This window comes from Lacticaseibacillus zeae subsp. silagei (genome assembly GCF_030770335.1).
Lineage (GTDB): Bacteria > Bacillota > Bacilli > Lactobacillales > Lactobacillaceae > Lacticaseibacillus > Lacticaseibacillus zeae.
Genome location: NZ_CP132484.1, coordinates 34,041 through 51,262, shown reverse-complemented (window position 1 = coordinate 51,262; position 17,222 = coordinate 34,041). Strand labels below are relative to the sequence as shown.

Genomic DNA, 17,222 nt, shown 5'->3' with positions numbered 1-17,222 from the left:
TTTTAGTCCTCCTGTTTAATTGACTTTTCCTGATTTCCAAATTTGAATAGCTCTTTAATTGGCACTAACTTTCGATTGTCTAATCTGTTTTTAGCAAAGATTGCATCGGTTCCCTCGAGAATGACGCCACGGCCATCAGTCTTGGGATTAACTACCACGCGTCCCACAACGTCTGTCAAGCCTAATAGCCCGTCACGTACGCTGTCACGAATTGCTGGTGCATACTGGCTGAACGATTGTCCAGTTTCGCTTGTAATGTCTCGTGTGTTCTCCCAAGCGGTTACTAGCACGTTAACTGGTGCGTCCATGAAGATCATGGTCATGATACGGGCAAAGTAATTTGTCCATCTTGAATAATCCTGAAGTTCGTTGCCAATGCCGTTCTTACTGTGCCTACCCATCTCAACAAACCAGTCTTTTTCGAACGCTGAGACGTTGTCGATCACCAGATTGTCGTATCCTTGCACGCGTCCTTTTAGGTCAGTCAGAAATTCTTTCCATTCCTCGCTTGGCTTGCTTCGGTCAAATGGTTGTACATCGATGTTTGCTGCACCAGATAGCACTTTTGAACTGTCATCAAGATCTAGCACAAGTGTTTTGCCATCAAGATTGCGAATGGCTGACGTCTTACCAACACCAGGCTTCCCGTAAATCAAAACTCGCCAGTTCTTTGTTCGATCAATTGAAGATGCATGTTTAATTGGCTGCATCTACCGCACCCCCAGTCCGATATTCTCAACCAGTCGCGCGTTTGGTACCTCACGACCAGCTTGTAATGCTTTCTTCAAGTCGGCTTTGTTGACCGTCAACGTGGTCTTAATGAACTCTGGTGGCAACTTATTCGGGTCTTCTGGTGCTTCCACGCTCACTGTTCTGCGAGTGTAAATACTGAACAGTGGTGTATGAATGTGTTCACGACCAGTTTCAACCATCGCTTGCGCCAATCGTGATTTGATTGTCGCAGCGTTTTTCTTGGCACTTGTCTTTCGTTCTTGCAAACGCCTGATTTCAGCATCGATTTCTTTGACGTCTGCTTCGATTGATTTATAGACTTTGACATAGCCAACCGCCTTATCATCAAAGTCGCCCTCAACCATTTCCATCGTGTCAGCAATAGCTTTTGGATCAGCCTTGCCACTTTCTGCCAGTCGTTGCAAACTGGTCAATTTGTCTGTTAAGTCGTATAATACTGACATATAATATTTTCCTTTCTATCAGTCGTTGGCCTGCACGCCAGCGGCTTTTTTCATGGCTTGTTTGATAATGAATAGGATTGCGTGTGCGCCATCTTCCTGACCCATCGCATACGTTTGATGAGGGTCTGTGTTGGTAGGCCCATAGTCAGTGGCAACCTTGTGATATGCCGCGATCTGGCGGTTAGCTTCGGCTAGAATTCGTTCGTATTCCTCATTGGTCATCATGTCATCCCCTTAGTTTTGCTAGTCGTTCACGTAGCTTCTCGTTCTCGGCAAGCAACATCCTTGCAATTGGGGTGTGTTTGCCGCGCATAATGTCTAACGTCAATTTGTTATGTTCGTTCAGCAAATCACCAATGGTGCGTTCTGCTTCAGTCAATCCACTGCCTCCATCCTTTCGAAATCGTTGCGCCGATCATGATGCCAGCCGCTACCAATAGCAGGTAACGCCAGAACGGCGCGGTGGGCGTCAGCAATGTCTGTACAATTGCATCAATCATTATTTTCCCTTCTCTCTAAGTGACCTTGAAATCTCTGGAAACCATTTGTCTAAGAAGTCGAGCCATGGTTTCGGATGAAACAGATACCCCTTTTTGCCAGGCGGTGGATATGAAACCACGGTATCTTGCAAGAACTTGTGGAAGCGTGGGACGTTCAAGATATTGTTAACTACCCACGTGTTGTTATGCCCTTCGACATAGCTTGTTGCGGTGGTGAGCGTCCACATGCCTCGTGCTGCTAGCTTGCGTTTTAACTCTTGGTTCTCCTTGATCATCTTTGTCAGTTCTTCTTCATCGACCGCTAAATACTTTTTACTTGAAATCTGATCATCTTCAACAACCTGCAACAGTGGCATGGCATTTCCTCCTTTCCTGTGATGGTGCGGAGTTTTTCACTTTTTTGTGATAAACCCATTTGTATAGTGACCGCCGTTTGGGGTTTTCGCCGAAAACGGCGAAAAGTCTTTACCTTCTTCAAACCCATACGAGGCCATATCTTTGAACCAGTTGGAGAAGTCTTTGCCAACTCCCAAAAAATCGTGCAGCTCGCGGCCGCTTACCGCGATCGTTCCATCATCGCGTGTGATGGTCTTAATTAGTTAGTTCATACCGTCATCCCATTTTGTAGAAACTTGTTGATAAAATACTGCTGGCCTTTGCCAGTCACCTTTGGGGTCTTCTGAACTGTTACATGGCCGTCCGAGTGACTGATCGCCGTTTCCTTGACCTCGAACAAGCCTAACTCCATCGCGCGTTGTGTCGGCGAGTTATAGTCGGCACCAATCCGTTTGATCAAATAGCCTTGCTCACGTAGCCAGGCGAACAACCGCTTGGCACCAATGTCAACGCCGTTCTGTTTGAGCACTTTTGCAAGATCACCAACCAAGATGGTTGTATGGCTGGTGGCTACCGCGTCTGCAAACAACGCTTTAGGCTTCATCGTTTCGTTATCAGCCGTAAGTGCCGCTGTTTTGGCTTGTTCGTCCTTTAGCTGTGTTGCCAGATTGATAATGAAGTCTGGATTATAGATGGCCTTCTCAATCGTTTCAGGCGTCATGTAGGCGCCATGCTTCCGGATTGATGGGATAACTTCATGCGTTACCCAATGTTGAAACTTTCTAGCTATTTGATTATTAGCTTTAATAGCTAACTCATAAAATTGTGGTTCGGTGATGTAATCGCCTTTCCCCACTTGTGGGGAATTTAAATATTCACGAACCCGTTCCCATCTGACGTATAACTTGTCACTTTTAATTTGGCTAATTCCCATACCAATAGCAGACTGTTCGGCATCGAAATATACTTCACCGTTCTTTTCAACTACGTTTAGATTCTTATCTTTGAAACTAAATACTTGTGGTCTCATAATTTTTCCCTCCCGTTAAAACTAAGTCTTTTAAGAAATCAGTAACTTCTTTAGATTTTTTCTCCTGAAGCTCAGAATTGTTTTTCAATTTCAAACAACTTGCCGCTTTCAAAACTTGCTTAACATCCGTTCTAAATAATTCTGTGTTTTTTATACGGACTGTTGAAAAGTAATTTTGAAGAACACGCTCATTTTCTTTGTAATTTGTGCAAGGCTTAGAAATATACATTTTGGTTATTTTATGATTCCCGTAATTCTCAAGCATTCTTTTAAGTTGCTGTAGCCTAACCCTGGGGTTCTTAGTAGAACCGATTTTCAAGATGCCTGAACATTCAAGTACATAAAAATATCCGAAATAATCACCACGATTGGTTGTATTGACTTGTTGTCCGTGAAAATTAAATAGCTGTGGTTGGTTCATACTGTCATCCCCTTTGTAAGCAAATCTTTTTTGCCAACTACAAATGTTTCGTAGTCTTTGGGCAAAAAAATAATCGAATCAAATGGTAGTCTAACTAGCTTTGCAAACTCAAAAGCTTTATCTGTTCGCAAAACTTTTCGATATTTCTCATAGTCAGCATAGGTTTTGGTGCTCATTCCCAGCGCTTCCGCTACTTCTTTCTGTGAAAAATGCAAGTTGTTTCGTGCTCCTTCAAGCGTAAAAGCTGGTTCAATTTCTGTCATTTGCGTCCCTCCTTTCAACAACACTAAATATACTACGAATGGTTAGTAGTTGCAATAGCTTTTTGCAAATAAATTGTATTTATGTGTGTACTTTTCTACGCAACAGGTGTACATTATAGCCAGCATAAATAGGAAATGAGGAAACGAAATGAATACTGGAGACACCATAAAAAAGCTAAGAAAAACCCGCGGGATGACGCAATCTGATTTGGCTAACAGATTGGGAGTTGCTCCGACCACTGTGTCTTCTTGGGAACGTGGAGCTGCTTATCCATTAATGACTACTGCTAAATCCATAGCAGATATTTTCGGTGTTCCTGTTTCTGTGATTGCTGGAGAAAAAGAGCCTTCAAATATTGCTCCATCTATGCCTATACACTCCTACAAATACTTAGACGCAGGGGTTTCATGTGGTGCCCCTGAATTGGTTGAAGCTTATACGAAAGACAACTTGGAAGAAATCCAATTATCAGATGCCATAATGGGACGCTACGCTGGCGATGATGATATTCTTATCATACATGCCAACGGCGAATCAATGAACAGAGTTTTCCCTGATGGCGCGCTTCTCGCAGTAAAGCGGACAGATGATCTAAGCAATGGAGACATTGTCGTCTTCTCAATTGACAATGAAGATTTTTCTTGCAAACGTTACTATAGAAACGATGAAGCTAAAGTAGTCTCTTTTCAGCCTGACAGTGACGATCCTCGTTTTGAACCATATGTTTATCGTTATGAAGATGCAGACAATGTCGCTATATTTGGCAAAGTAGTCGTGTACACGGTAGTTCTATAAAATCTCACGTCCAAACTCTGATCGACGTTAAAAGCTGAATTCTTTTGGAGGGGAATAATGAAACTACTTATCTTAATTGCCTTTTTAGGATCGCTCCTATTGGCTGCAATATTTGGCACATTGTCTATAGTTCAAAGAAAGGATCCGAGAAAACTAAAGCGGAACCTTATTATTACCGCATTGTCGGCGGTAGCATTTATTGCAATCTTTTTTTGGATTGGCACCTACTCGGGAGAAAGCAAGAGGTCAGCTGCGTCTAGTTCGTCTTCAAAAGCTGAATCGTCAAAGGTCGAGTCGTCACAAGATGATGATGACAGTTACGAAGACACTGATAGCGATGACTCTGATGATGAAGAATCATCAAGCACAGAAACATTCAACGCAGCTGACTATAACACTGGGATCACTTATGAACAGTTGGCACGGACTCCAGACGACTACAAGGGCAAGAATATCACTTTAACGGGCGAAGTTATTCAAGTCGTTGAGGGTGACGATGAAACTGATTTGCGTGTTGCAGTTGATGGTAATTATGACAATGTAATCATGGTCGGTTATGATCCAGATATTATGAACGGCTCTCGCATTCTAGAAAATGACAAGATTACCTTCTATGCTGAAAGCTTGGGTACCACCACTTACAAATCTACCATGGGTGGCAAAATCACAGTTCCATTGGCTTTGGCCAAGAAGATTGATGACGCCGGAACTGCTCCCGACGACTATGGTGATTAGTCCCTTTTCCCACGCAAGCGGCGTCCCCGTGCAAGCCGGAGAGTGGGGCTGGATACAAAATAAAGGCGCCTACCCCACCGACCAAAGTGAACGGGTAGACGCCTAACAAATACTCGGAGCAGCAAGGCTCTTTGTATACTCGATTTTACCAGAAAAGGAGGAAAAGTGCATGGCAACATTTAGGAAACGCGGCAAGTATTGGGAATACCGGGTTAAGTATACGGATTCCGCTGGGAAACAGTTGGTTGCTTCACACGGTGGTTATCGACTCAAATCATCTGCGCAAGATGCTGCAGAAGCTGTAGAAGATGACCTGAAACGTGGCGGCGATCCATCAAAACAAGACATTCTGTTACTTGATTATTGGGATCAATGGGTTGAAGCATACCGAACCAATGGCAAGTCAATCAACACTGTATACCGTTACAAACTTTTCAGAAAGCACCTAAAGAGCCGATTTGATGGCCGAAAGCTTAGTTCTATTCGACCTATCGAATGGCAGAAATTTATTAACGATTTTGCTGCTGGCAAAGATCGCAAGGAGAAAACCACACGAAAGCGGCCACGTGAGCGTTCGAAAGATGTCGTTACCAAGATGAACAGCTATGTTCGTGGGATGGTAAAAGCGGCAATCAATGAGCGCATTCTATTTTCTGATTTCACCTTTGGAACGAAGACGTCAGGAGTGCACTCTAGCGGGAAAGTAAAGGTGCTAGACAGCCACGATTTCGCTAAGGTTAAAGCAATTGCTATTGAACGAGCTTCTTACCGCGATATCGGGGCGCTTGCTGTTTATATTGGCTCGATGACTGGCATGCGAATATCTGAAGTGTTGGCTTTAACTTGGCCTGACATCGATACTAAGCTCGGCGTCATTCATGTTACGCGTTCTTGGGATCATTTGTATGGAACAGGATTCAAGCCAACTAAAACTGATTCGTCAGTTCGCGACATTGAGATATCGCCCAGCGTCATTGAGCTTCTTAATAAGATCCATCAGGAACAAGCAGCATCTTATCTTCGTACTGGATATCGTGACGAAGACCAGATGATTATGCGTTATCCACGTCACAACGTGATTACAGACAGCGCATGTAACAAAGTGCTGCACGTCATTCAGAACAAAGCTGGGATACCTGAAGATAAGCAGATCACCTTTCACGGGTTGCGTCATAGCCACGTCAGCTACTTGATCAGCAAAGGTGTCGACATCTATTATATTTCAAAGCGGTTGGGTCATTCAGACGTGACTATTACGATGAAAGTCTATGGTCATTTGTTAGACTCACAGAGAAAACAAGAAGCACATAAGGCCGTGTTATTCATGGACCAGCTATGATTGTGTTTGTCCCCTTTTTGTCCCCCGAAAAATAAAAACAAAGTAACTCTAAAGAGGACTAAATTGCTGTAAATGCTGATACATAAGCTTTTTAAAAAGCTAAAATAACCTAAAGAAAGCTAAATAACGCCTGCTGTAGGCATTGCCACGTCTTCAGCACAACGAGCAATACAATGACGCGGCAGAGGCGTTAAATCCTAGCAATCACACGCCACGTCGCATGTGTCACAATCGTCAAGATAGAAACTATTGGCCCGACTCACCGTTACAAAGTCGCCAATGTCCCAATTTTCCCGTTCGGCTATTTCATTCACGATGACACCAAACCGTTGCCGGAACTTGTAAATGTAGCAGAAGATCGCGTCTTGGTGGCGAACATCCGGGCCGACAACAAACACGTTTTTGGCACGGGTCGATTCATCCACATCGCTTAACTTAATCTCACCATCAACGCTTTCGAAGAGCTCTGGCCATAATTTTAACGGACCCGGGTTGAATCCCGTGCATAGAATCGGTTTGTAAGGCGTTGTGATGGTGCGGCCATCGGTAAACCACAGCTGGTACTGCGATGGGGAATCGCTGGTCACCGTTTTTAAGGTTGCATTTTGTTGTAAGGTGATCCGATCCGCAACTGCTGGCGGCAAATCCAGGAACCGGCGCCGGGTATACGGAGCTAGACGGATACTGGGATCAGGCGAAGCTGCATTTAAGCCGGTCGATTCCGTGACCATCAGAACTTTATGTCCGAGCGCGGCCAAATTGATCGCAGCATCCACGCCGCTTTCATTGCCACCGATGACAATTTGGGTTTCCCCTGGCAAATCCTGCCAAGAATGCACCTGCTGATAGTGAATGACATTTTCAGGGTGATCGGTTAACTTCGGAAAAGCAAATTGCCCGACCGCCATAATCAGGTATTTACTTTCAACGACACCATGATCGGTCTCAATGGTATAGCTGTTGGCGTTGGCCGTAATGGCGCCAACACGCGTATGTTCGGCAATCGGTAACGTATAGGTCTCTGCCACCAGTTTCAAATAATCGGCAAACTGGGGTCCACTAAGATGTTCCGTCCCCAGCGTATATGCTGGCGACGTCTCCATGGTAACGGCATTTAAGTCCGGCATACCGAAGCCATTACTGGTAAATGATGGCGTGATAAAGCGGGTTTCTTTTGGCCAATTGCGAAAACTTTCGCCAATTTCACCTTGCTCCAAAATCTGAAATTCCTGACAGCCTAATTGTTTCAAGATGACGCCAACGCCAATTCCCGCTGCCCCGCCACCAATAATCGTGATTTGATTCATCTATTTATTTCTCCTTACATCAATCCAGACGCTTACTATCACGCACCATTAATCGATTCAGGCCGGTTTCACTCACATGTGCCGCGGCTTGAGCCAAAACGGTGCCGACAACGGTCAAACCGACCGCCACCAAGACCGCCAAAAGCTCCACGCCTACGAAACGAATACCATTTTGGCCCGTCATCAATCGGGCGGCCATCAGCCCAATAACGCCAGTCAGACCGCCAACTGCATTAATCGCAAAAGAATCAACTGCATCGTAGAATCTTTTAGCATGCTGCATCTTTACGACCGCTGTCTGACATAACCCGCCGGAAACAACGGCAACCACAGCTATGGTGCCTGCGCCGACATAGCCAACCAAAGCCGTACTCGTTACCAATCCGCATAAAATACCATTCAGTAAATCACCTAAGCCCACGACTTGCGTTCGCCAATACGTCAACCAGCACCAGCCAGCAATCGCCGCCAAAACCGCAATGAGCGTTTTGATCAGCACCTGCAAAGCTTGGGCATTCAAGCCACCCACCGGCGCTAAATTGAAGCCCAACCAACCCACCAGTATCATGATCGTTGCGGCATAATCCGTACGAAAATCATTCGCCACAACCGCCTCACGACTGCGGGTCAACGATTTTGCCAGAACAAGACTGGTCAGCCCCGCCGTCAGATGCACGACAATGCCGCCGGAAAAATCCAATGCACCCAGTCGCTGCAACCAACCACCATCCGACCATAGCCAGTGCGCCAGCGGGCAGTAAACCAACGCCGTCCAAACCGGCACAAAAATCACCAAGTAACGGCCATGTTTAAAGCCAACAACGGTCCCGATCAACATGGCGATCGCATATAAGTAAAAATCCATCTGCACCAAACCACCCAGCAAATCAGAGAAACGATTAACCTGTAACAGATTGGTGCCAAACGCCAGGTAATTCCCAAACACCAACCAGCAGCCGATCGCCACCATTAACGCAACGCTCATGGTTAAAAGTGCCGGCTGCTGCCGCGAGCGCGGTAACATACCCACGTATAACAGCGGTACGCTAAAGATCATCGGCAGCATGATCAGGAAACAGACAAGTGCAAACATAAATGACCCCCTTGTGAACTTTCGTCAGCTTGAAAATCAGGCTGAGCAAGCGTTAGTTACCATTTGCTATTCAGTTGTCCATGATCGCTTCTACCTATAGACATGCGGTCAGTATGTGTGGCTATTTTTGAAGCTACCTACCTCGCTTTCTAAAGCGTAACTATTACGATTAAGAAGCGACTGTTACCTTATCATTTGTTGGTTAGTGGTGTCAACTGATATTTTTGGCAAAAAAAGACGACACTTGGAAAAAGTGTCGTCTTAATGCCAATTTTAAAAAACCGGTATACATTAATTCCGATTAAACATGGTCACAAATGATCTTTTCTTCCAAAAAGGTTGACCTTTATTTCTGCCGTAGTAACGACCAGCCAAATAAGCGGAACGATTGTTAATATATTCAGCATTGCCTGCCCTAAAGTATCACCGAGCAACCATTCAGATAAGAACACTTAACAAGCCACAAATCAAACAAATATATAACTTCGAAGATACCAGAAAGCAAGTACCGAGAGCTTAACTAATAACTACCTATGCAAGATGAATAGTATGCAATCAGCTCCTCCAATATCGAAGGCCGGCTGCATGCTATTTATTTCCAAGCATTTTATCTGCAAAGTAATTCCAATAAGTCTTCGTTCCAGTAACAACTGATGCCTGACCTGCGAGCCCGTAATAAAGGGAGTTTCTTTGTTGCTTAGATAAACTGACACGAGCTTTTACATTAAAGTAGTTACCTAATTTGGAGTCACGCGTCGGAGCAATATCAATAGCGTGGATTTTTCCATCCAAAGTCATTGGCGTTGGTACATTTTCTGCGACGCGTAGGCGAACATTTTGGCCACGTTTAACGCTCATAATCTCGGCTGGTGAAACAACGAGTCTCAAGTTTGCGACGGTCTGATTTGCTAAATCAGGTAATATTTTGGCTAAAACACTTCCTGAAGGTACGTATTGATTACCCGTCAACTCTGTTTCTAGATGGAGGACACCATTCGCGCTGGCTTTGATTTTGTAGTTTTGGGTCTCGTCCTTCAGTGCCATCAACTTAGCATCTTCAGTCTGTATTGTTTGTTCAACTTTTACTAGCTCGTTTGCGATAGATTGGTTTATTTGGTTTTGTAACGAGGCCATCTTGGCTTTGTTCTGTGTCACTTGGTGTTCCGAAACATCGGCTTCCCTTTGGCTAACTTGCTGAGTTTTTAACGACGACAAGTTGCTTTGTTCGTTTGCTAATAGGTCATCAAGCTGGGCCAAGTATTTGCCTTTTACTGTAGGCTGCGCTGACGATTCGGCTTCTTTCTTTTCAAGGTCATATTGTTGATATAAATAATGGTAGACATGGGATCCTTCTAAGGGCTTTCCATTCTGGATGGCTACTTTGGCCTCCGAAATGGTCGAAATCTTGCTTTGGGAGGATTTAATGCTGGTTTGTAACAGCTGATCGATCTCTTTATTTTTTGCGTTTGCAACGGCTTGTGTCGAATTCACGGCCTGTGATTCAAGCTCCAGGACTCTTCGTTGATTGAGATAATCCTGAAGTTGTTGCTGATAACCGAAGCGATCTGCTTTAGGGAAAAGGCTTTTATTATTTGTAATGCTTTGTTTAAACAAGTCGAGTTGTTGTTGCTGTTCTCTAAGGGTTGCAAGCTCTTGTTCAAGTAACTTAGCCTGCGTAGGATTGGCAACGTCATGATAAATAAGCAGCGTTTCGCCTTTCTTGACCCGCTTACCTTCCTTCATATAATTCGACACGATACGGTTTGCTGCGGTTGCTTGTACCGACACGGCAGCATTAATCGGTTCAATTTCGGCAGTGGTTAGAATTGTGACCTCACGCTTAGCAAAAATCAAAAATAATAGCAGCCCAAGAAAGATGGTGGCAGTCGGTAGAATGATCATTGTCGAGAAGTTCTTAAAACGGTGTTGGTAGAACTCCGTTGTTTCCAGTTTCTTGGTATCAATCATTTACTTGCACCTCACTCGCTTACTAATCGGGCGTAAAAGCCACCTCGCGCTAACAAGCTTGCATGATCTCCTTGTTCAACCAGCTCACCGTGATCCATGACGATGATCCTTTCAGTTTTAGCAGCAATGGTTAAACGATGCGCCACAAAGATGATGGTCCGATCCTTCATTGCCAGTAGACGATTTACGATCTTACGTTCAGTAATCGTATCCAGGCTGCTTGTCGATTCGTCAAAAATAAGTACTTTGGCGGGGGAAAGTAAAGCGCGTGCAATTGCAAGCCGTTGCTTCTGACCACCAGACAAAATACTACCGCTTTCCGAAAGCTTGGTCTGCCATTGCTGGGGCAAATGTGCAATGTCCTCAGCAATCTCGGCTGTCATACATGCTTGCTTGATATCATCTTCTGTTGCATGTGGGCGACTTCCCAACGTCAAATTGTCGAGGACCGATCCTGAGAAAATAAACGGATCCTGTGGTACGTATTCGATATATTGTCGTAGCGTTGAGAGATTAATATCGTTCATTGGCACTCTGTTGAAAGTGATCTCTCCTCTATTGGCCTCAACTGGATAGAACCCAACTAATAGTTTTGCCAAAGTTGATTTTCCTGAACCGCTCATACCAACAATGGTGTATTTGGCGTTCTCAGGAACTTCGAGGTTGATTTGTTTCAGAATGTCCTGCCCAAAGCCATATTTAAATGACACATCGGCAACTCTAATTGTTCCGTCAATTTGGCTTCGATTGGTGACGCTGCGGTGCTCTTTAAATTCCGATTCAACCAGATAAACTTCATTAAGCCGGTTATTTGCAACTTTAGCCGTCTGTAAAGTTGGCTGTAGATTGATAATACTTTCTAACGGGTTTGTAAAGTAGGACAGCAAAGCATTAAATGTCAGCATCTGCCCCAAACTCATTTTATTAGCCATTACTAGGTTGGCTCCGACCCACAACACCACAACGTTAAGAATCAATTTCAGCAAACCCTTAATGGCCTGCTGGAGCTGGTCTACTTTTGTATATTGGAAGGATTTCTTCAGATAACCTAGAAACTCACGATCTACCCGCTCATAACTAGCACGCTCTCCAGTCAGAGACTTAATCGTTTCAATACCGTTTAAGTTCTCAATGATTGAAGAACTTAGAACGGCATTACTTTCCATTGTTTCCTGATTCAATCGATCAAAAGGACGCTGAAAGGCAAAGACAATGACCAAATAACATGGAACGGCAATAAGGGAAATCAAAAACAGCGTGCCATTTTGGATACCTAAAACAATACCCAGAACTAAGACAAGCCATACATCCAAAAAGAGGGTCATCATCGTATGAGCCAGTGCATCAATAATTTTATTGGCGTCAGAAAACCGTGAAATGATTTCGCCAGTGCGGCGAGTGGCAAAGAAAGACATTGGCAACTCATACAAATGTCTAACGTAGCCTAATATGACATCGATGGCGAGTCGTTGGCCTAAAACTGCCATTAGAAAATTCTGACCATAAGTCAATATTGCTTGTAACAAATAAGCCAGTAGAAGCCCGCTTGCGATCATGCCCATAGTGGTTCGCATGGCATTTGGGATATACGTGTCAATAATAGACTGTAAGAAGTATGAACCAACAATGCTGATCACGGTGATTAGCGCAGCAGCAATGATGATGTTCGCAATGATCCGCTTTTGTCTCACTAAGAGTGGCAGAAAGTCAAATAAGCCATTCTTACGCTCCTTTTGTGGCTGATAAGCGGGCTTTGGCGCAATAAAGATGGCCACGCCGGACCATTCTTTTTCAAATCGTTCCCGTGATAGCCAGGTCATGCCTTCTGAAGGGTCAGGATCCCCAATTAAAATGCGTTTCTTCGTTGCCTTGAAAACTACGTAATAATGGAGTAGCTCCCCGTTCTTTAACACATGCGCAATAAACGGATAAGGAACGTCCTCAAGATCAAACAAGCTCATGTCCGTTTTTATTGGACTGGTCTCAAAGTCTAAGTTTTCCGCGGCTCGAACAATGCCTAATGCTGTCGTTCCTTCTTGGTCGGTTTTCGCTAATTGTCTTAATCGGGCGAGCGAATAGTCTGACTTGTTATATCTCAGTAACATATTGAGCGCAGCAACACCGCAGTCACGTTCATCAATCTGTGGTGAATAGTATCGTTTGTAACGACTGGCGAATCCATATTTAATATTAAGCATAGAGTTTCCCTTAATTTCTAGCGCGGCAGCGTCAATTGGTTAGTTGATCGATTTAGGTCTAAAGAATGGAATCTTTTTCCAATTTCTTAAGATCAAAATTATGAATGTGCAAAGGAGACCGGCAAGGACACCACACAAATGCGCAATTTGTGTCATGATCTCGACGTCTGAAGCACTTGCGTTAGGAATAATTCCAAAAATGAAACACCAAAAAACTCCAAATAAAACAATTTTTGAAATTAAGGAAAAAACTGGTTTTTTTATTAAATATGCTAATACAACCAATGGAAATAAAGCATATACTGACAATGATGCACCATTAAACGTATAAACATAGAGACCAATTCCGAAAGATGTTTGAATGTACCCCCCAAACACAAAACAAAATAGAAGGGTCGCAATCCAACTAGAGACAAAGAAGCTGGTTACAAGAGCTATACTTCCGATCTTCCATTCTATGAAAGGCCCCAAAATAATAATTGGAAGAATGTTTATCAATAGATGGTTCAATTCTGCATGATAAATGGAACCTGTTACGATATACCAAAGCTCTCCTCGTAGAATTGAGGGAATATTCCCAACAAAATTAGAAGATGGAATTAAGAATGTGTTCGTCAAAATCAGAAATAGCCAATAGAAGAATAGAAGCATACAGCAAATAAAGAGAGTTCCTTTGGCTGCAGAAAATATTGCAAGTAGATTGGCCTTCTTCAATTTCAAAAGCATATGTTTAAACCTCTTTCTCTTTTAGGCACTGTTGCACTGTTAGTAACAAACAATTTGCTCACAAGTTGGCAAAAAGGCGGATTTGGTCAGATCCGCCTTTTTGAAATACGTAGACTTTATTTTCCCTTAAACTACAACTTATCGACGCGCAGATTTTAGTTTATTGCGTAATGACGACCAGCACGACGAGATTTTCTTGGACCTGAGTGATAGGTTGGTCCTTTCGGGCCAGGGAGATCGGAAATTTTAAACGTAAACCCGATGCCTCCACCTCCGGCGTTGGGAATTCGTTTACCTCCAGTAGTCACCTGAAGTTCATCGTTGGCAAGAAAGGCAAGGCTTCCAAAATCATTTGCTTTAGCTTTAAACATACGAAACCTCCGTTTTTTCAGTAATGACAGACATCAGTATATCTAAATATCCTGCGGGATCGGTTTAACAATGGGGATCGGATATCTTTTACCGTGCTTGGGGCGCTCAACTGGTGGAACGTGAACCAAATTTGACTTTTTAGATGCTTGTGCAGCATTAAGAAAGTCTTCGTTAGTGCCGCCTTTGATCTTTTCGAGGATGCTTGCATCTAGCTTCATGGCGTAAATAGCGTTCGTTGTGTTCATGTAGTTGTTTCCTCCATGAGTCTTCTCTGTTAGTGCATAAATGAATGCGCTCAATAGAGTGAAAGCGGTGTCGGTTCTGATTAGTATCCGTCGCAAATATCAGCTAATGCCGTTCATCAGATAGCTAGGAATACATTGTGGTTTTGATCAGGACAAAAAGTCACCATCGTAGTTTCCAATGTCATCTTCAATAGCCATATCTGATATTTGACAGTGAAGAAAGTTGTCCAATTTTGTCAGATTGCAGCTTGGTTAATGTAATCCTATCTCTTATTAAGACATTAGAAATTTCCAGATTCATACGACTTAAAATAAGTGGAACAGCGGCTTGTTTTTGAATTAGGGCTTCACGATAACTCCGCAATACTTGCTGAAGAGACTCGCTTTGTGGATTATTCTTCAAGTCAAGAAGCAGTTGATCAATGATATACGTTGCCTGTTTGGCCCGATCATTACCGCCAGAGTACCATTTTAAAATACCCATAATTTCACCCCATGAACGTTGCACCTTTAGATATATGCAATCTCAGAACCTTGATTTTTTCAGAATGAGTGTATTAGCGCTGGTCTCTTTGCACCAATATTACTTGATGCCAGAATTCCAACCGGCTTGACCGCCCGTAAACCAGTTTGCTGCCATATTGTTTCCGATGCTGTTGATAGCTTCTCCCCAGTTTACGTAGCACTTTTTCTTGGTGCAATAAACACCATTACCATAGTATTTACCGCCTCCACCCCCAGTGATCTTAGAAATTTCAGCATTTGACAAAGGTACGATCGTTTCTTTGAACATACTTTTCCTCCTTATACGATTGCGATAGTGACAACAAAAAGCTTTTTAAGTGGAAAACGTCTTCCTAAAGACAAATTAACAAAGGCCACATGTTCCTGTCAATGTTTTTTTATTGTGTTTTGTCTTTATTATTGATACTTATAATAATTTACACTTTGTTTATTACCTAGCCACTTATTTTTACATATAGATAAAAGCAATTGGTTTATTATATTAAAAATTAACAGTCAAAAATTAACAAATAATGAGGACCTGATTGCAGAACGCGCTAGACTTCACATAAATTATCTAGAACGCCGTTTAGCCATAAGCAACTCAATAACTAAGCTAATGTGTGTTGATTACAAATTAATTGACCTCGACTAAAGTAACGCAGTTGAGCTTCTTCGAATCTCCGCGTTGGGCTACAGTATGATCAGCGGACAAAAAAGTTGATCGAATGGAACCAGCTAGCTCTCTTCGTGTCAATGACCTGTTGTAAGACATTGAGGCAGGTTTGGGCGTGGTAATCAGGAAGTTTGTAGATCAACTCACAGCGGCTCTTAGAACCTGTTTTTAATCTTTGTTAGACCAAATCCCCTTTGATACAACTTCATTAAAAAGGTGATTTTAGGTGATTGGTTATCCCAGTGACATTACGCGTCAGCAATTTGAACTAATTCGACCTGATTTAGAAGCCGTGCGGCAACGCACGCGACCACGCCAAGTGGATCTCTACGAGATCTTTAATGCCGTTCTCTATATTCTCCGTACCGGATCTCAATGGCGTCAGTTACCCCATGACTTTCCAAAGTGGCAAACGGTTTATGGTTACTTTCGTCGCTGGTCAGAACCAATTGATGAAGTTGGCCATAGCCAGTTAGATTTAATCTTAAAAAAATTGTCGATCAAGGTCGATTACACATGGGCCGTTCGGCACCCACTTCATTCATCATTTTAGATGCTCAAAGTGTTAAAAATACTGAAACGGCTGAAAACAAAGGCTATGATGGTGGCAAAAAAATCTCCGGCATCAAACGCCATCTCGCCGTGGATATCAATGGTTGGCCGCAGGCCATTCACATCACGACGGCTAACGTTTCTGAACGTGATGGCGCGGTAGCGTTACTGGCTTTGAACTCGGAACAGTTTCGTTTAGTTAAACGGGTAATGGCCGATGGAGGCTACACCGGAGAAAATTTTGCAGGGTTGGTTCAAAGCACAATTGGTGCTGAAATGATCATCGCTAAACAAAGTGATTTGAAGCATGGGCGAATAACCCCACAGCGGTGGGTGGTTGAACGATCCTTTAGTTGGTTGGATAAATGTCGGCGCCTATGGCGCAACTGCGAACGTTACCTACAAACTAGTCGAATTATGGTAGCTTTAGCCTTTATTAGGCTTTTATTGAAACGCTATTAAAGATTAAAAACAGGTTCTTACGAAAGCTTTCAAGATCTGGTCGAATAAATTCAAACTGTTCTTTAGTTAAGTTGCTTGGGTAATCAGGCGTCAGAGAGACTCCTTTTTGTATAGAGGATACTCATACCATTGACTGGTTGTCAAAGATTTAAAACACGTTCTCAAAGACCACGGCGATATCATCAAGACCATCACGGCGGACAACGGCTCAGAGTTCGCAGACTTGTCGAACGTGCTCGATGGGGTGGCCGACGTGTACTACGCCCATCCTTATCGCTCCAGCGAGCGCGGCACCAACGAGACCCACAACCGGATGCTCCGGCGAGACTTTCCCAAAGGCACGTCGCTGGATGCTGTAAGCCCACAGGACGTGGCCGAGGCGGGGAGCAAGATCAACAACCTCCCACGCCTCATCCTGAAGTACCAGACCCCCATAGAACGGTTCAGTGCTGAGTCTGCCCGGGCCCGGCGTCGGGCCGCCAAGGCGGCCGCCGCCGACTAGC

The 17,222-nt window shown here is 43.7% G+C and carries 23 protein-coding genes and 1 pseudogene; 5 read left to right on the top strand and 19 right to left on the bottom strand.

Annotated features, from left to right (window positions below; genetic code table 11):
* Positions 1-2: 2 nt before the first annotated feature.
* From LACZS1_RS00260 to LACZS1_RS00215, 10 genes are read right to left on the bottom strand one after another with little or no spacing between them, the layout of a single operon-like run.
* Positions 3-710 (bottom strand): AAA family ATPase, encoded by a 708-nt coding sequence (locus LACZS1_RS00260; RefSeq protein WP_115656754.1) that lies wholly within the window; start codon positions 708-710, stop codon positions 3-5.
* Positions 711-1,196, bottom strand: coding sequence for a siphovirus Gp157 family protein (locus LACZS1_RS00255; protein ID WP_005712713.1), 486 nt, complete (start codon positions 1,194-1,196; stop codon positions 711-713). It lies immediately after the preceding gene.
* Positions 1,197-1,214: 18 nt separating this feature from the next.
* The gene (locus LACZS1_RS00250) at positions 1,215-1,418 is read right to left on the bottom strand and encodes a hypothetical protein (RefSeq protein WP_093997757.1); all 204 of its coding nucleotides are present in this window, start codon (positions 1,416-1,418) and stop codon (positions 1,215-1,217) included.
* A 4-nt stretch (positions 1,419-1,422) separates the two neighbouring features.
* Positions 1,423-1,575 (bottom strand): hypothetical protein, encoded by a 153-nt coding sequence (locus LACZS1_RS00245; protein ID WP_172493496.1) that lies wholly within the window; start codon positions 1,573-1,575, stop codon positions 1,423-1,425.
* Positions 1,568-1,696: a hypothetical protein gene (locus LACZS1_RS00240; protein ID WP_016363220.1), complete on the bottom strand. Its 129-nt coding sequence runs from the start codon at positions 1,694-1,696 to the stop codon at positions 1,568-1,570. Before LACZS1_RS00240 ends, LACZS1_RS00245 begins: the two co-directional genes overlap by 8 nt.
* Complete coding sequence (locus tag LACZS1_RS00235; protein ID WP_010489711.1) at positions 1,696-2,052, bottom strand: DUF771 domain-containing protein; 357 nt, start codon at positions 2,050-2,052, stop codon at positions 1,696-1,698. The genes LACZS1_RS00240 and LACZS1_RS00235 overlap by 1 nt, the downstream gene beginning before the upstream one ends.
* A 36-nt stretch (positions 2,053-2,088) precedes the next feature.
* On the bottom strand, positions 2,089-2,262 hold the full coding sequence (locus LACZS1_RS00230) for an antA/AntB antirepressor family protein (protein WP_269461182.1): 174 nt from the start codon (positions 2,260-2,262) through the stop codon (positions 2,089-2,091).
* Between the two features lie 38 nt (positions 2,263-2,300).
* Positions 2,301-3,062: a phage antirepressor gene (locus LACZS1_RS00225; RefSeq protein WP_093997726.1), complete on the bottom strand. Its 762-nt coding sequence runs from the start codon at positions 3,060-3,062 to the stop codon at positions 2,301-2,303.
* On the bottom strand, positions 3,043-3,483 hold the full coding sequence (locus LACZS1_RS00220) for a GIY-YIG nuclease family protein (protein WP_093997727.1): 441 nt from the start codon (positions 3,481-3,483) through the stop codon (positions 3,043-3,045). The genes LACZS1_RS00225 and LACZS1_RS00220 overlap by 20 nt, the downstream gene beginning before the upstream one ends.
* Positions 3,480-3,746 carry a helix-turn-helix transcriptional regulator gene (locus LACZS1_RS00215; protein WP_093997728.1) on the bottom strand — a complete coding sequence of 89 codons (267 nt, stop codon included), beginning with the start codon at positions 3,744-3,746 and terminating at the stop codon, positions 3,480-3,482. The genes LACZS1_RS00220 and LACZS1_RS00215 overlap by 4 nt, the downstream gene beginning before the upstream one ends.
* Positions 3,747-3,894: 148 nt before the next feature.
* On the opposite strand from LACZS1_RS00215, the gene LACZS1_RS00210 reads away from it, so the two are divergent.
* The 3 genes from LACZS1_RS00210 to LACZS1_RS00200 all read left to right on the top strand — a co-directional run bounded on the left by LACZS1_RS00210 (position 3,895) and on the right by LACZS1_RS00200 (position 6,616).
* Positions 3,895-4,542 carry a LexA family protein gene (locus LACZS1_RS00210; protein WP_093997729.1) on the top strand — a complete coding sequence of 216 codons (648 nt, stop codon included), beginning with the start codon at positions 3,895-3,897 and terminating at the stop codon, positions 4,540-4,542.
* 57 nt (positions 4,543-4,599) lie between these two features.
* The gene (locus tag LACZS1_RS00205) at positions 4,600-5,277 is read left to right on the top strand and encodes a hypothetical protein (protein WP_005686889.1); all 678 of its coding nucleotides are present in this window, start codon (positions 4,600-4,602) and stop codon (positions 5,275-5,277) included.
* A gap of 169 nt (positions 5,278-5,446) precedes the next feature.
* Positions 5,447-6,616 carry a site-specific integrase gene (locus LACZS1_RS00200; protein WP_093997730.1) on the top strand — a complete coding sequence of 390 codons (1,170 nt, stop codon included), beginning with the start codon at positions 5,447-5,449 and terminating at the stop codon, positions 6,614-6,616.
* A gap of 197 nt (positions 6,617-6,813) precedes the next feature.
* Here LACZS1_RS00200 and LACZS1_RS00195 read toward each other — a convergent pair whose 3' ends face one another.
* From LACZS1_RS00195 to LACZS1_RS00155, 9 genes are all read right to left on the bottom strand, one after another.
* Positions 6,814-7,923, bottom strand: coding sequence for an NAD(P)/FAD-dependent oxidoreductase (locus LACZS1_RS00195; protein ID WP_070650992.1), 1,110 nt, complete (start codon positions 7,921-7,923; stop codon positions 6,814-6,816).
* Positions 7,924-7,942: 19 nt separating this feature from the next.
* Positions 7,943-9,016, bottom strand: a complete 1,074-nt coding sequence (locus LACZS1_RS00190; protein ID WP_070650994.1) for an ammonium transporter — start codon at positions 9,014-9,016, stop codon at positions 7,943-7,945.
* A 588-nt stretch (positions 9,017-9,604) separates the two neighbouring features.
* The gene (locus LACZS1_RS00185) at positions 9,605-10,984 is read right to left on the bottom strand and encodes a bacteriocin secretion accessory protein (RefSeq protein ID WP_306402889.1); all 1,380 of its coding nucleotides are present in this window, start codon (positions 10,982-10,984) and stop codon (positions 9,605-9,607) included.
* A gap of 11 nt (positions 10,985-10,995) precedes the next feature.
* Positions 10,996-13,182, bottom strand: coding sequence for a peptide cleavage/export ABC transporter (locus LACZS1_RS00180; protein ID WP_070650997.1), 2,187 nt, complete (start codon positions 13,180-13,182; stop codon positions 10,996-10,998).
* A 39-nt stretch (positions 13,183-13,221) separates the two neighbouring features.
* Positions 13,222-13,908: a rhomboid family intramembrane serine protease gene (locus tag LACZS1_RS00175; RefSeq protein WP_070650999.1), complete on the bottom strand. Its 687-nt coding sequence runs from the start codon at positions 13,906-13,908 to the stop codon at positions 13,222-13,224.
* A 155-nt stretch (positions 13,909-14,063) separates the two neighbouring features.
* Positions 14,064-14,279: a hypothetical protein gene (locus tag LACZS1_RS00170; protein WP_070651002.1), complete on the bottom strand. Its 216-nt coding sequence runs from the start codon at positions 14,277-14,279 to the stop codon at positions 14,064-14,066.
* A gap of 42 nt (positions 14,280-14,321) precedes the next feature.
* Entirely contained in the window at positions 14,322-14,525 is a 204-nt protein-coding gene (locus LACZS1_RS00165; protein WP_070651004.1) for a hypothetical protein, read from the bottom strand.
* 187 nt (positions 14,526-14,712) lie between these two features.
* Positions 14,713-15,009 (bottom strand): bacteriocin immunity protein, encoded by a 297-nt coding sequence (locus LACZS1_RS00160; RefSeq protein WP_070651007.1) that lies wholly within the window; start codon positions 15,007-15,009, stop codon positions 14,713-14,715.
* A 99-nt stretch (positions 15,010-15,108) separates the two neighbouring features.
* Positions 15,109-15,318 (bottom strand): leucocin A/sakacin P family class II bacteriocin, encoded by a 210-nt coding sequence (locus LACZS1_RS00155; RefSeq protein ID WP_070651009.1) that lies wholly within the window; start codon positions 15,316-15,318, stop codon positions 15,109-15,111.
* A gap of 613 nt (positions 15,319-15,931) precedes the next feature.
* On the opposite strand from LACZS1_RS00155, the gene LACZS1_RS00150 reads away from it, so the two are divergent.
* Together LACZS1_RS00150 and LACZS1_RS00145 are read left to right on the top strand one after the other, a co-directional pair.
* Positions 15,932-16,719, top strand: a protein-coding gene (locus tag LACZS1_RS00150) for an IS5 family transposase (protein WP_093997732.1) whose coding sequence is annotated in 2 segments (ribosomal slippage) — positions 15,932-16,211 and positions 16,211-16,719 — 789 coding nt in all. Because the reading frame shifts where the segments join, the coding sequence is not laid out codon by codon here.
* A gap of 148 nt (positions 16,720-16,867) precedes the next feature.
* A pseudogene (locus LACZS1_RS00145) lies at positions 16,868-17,221 on the top strand (IS30 family transposase); the annotation flags it as partial.
* Between the last annotated feature and the right edge of the window lies 1 nt (position 17,222).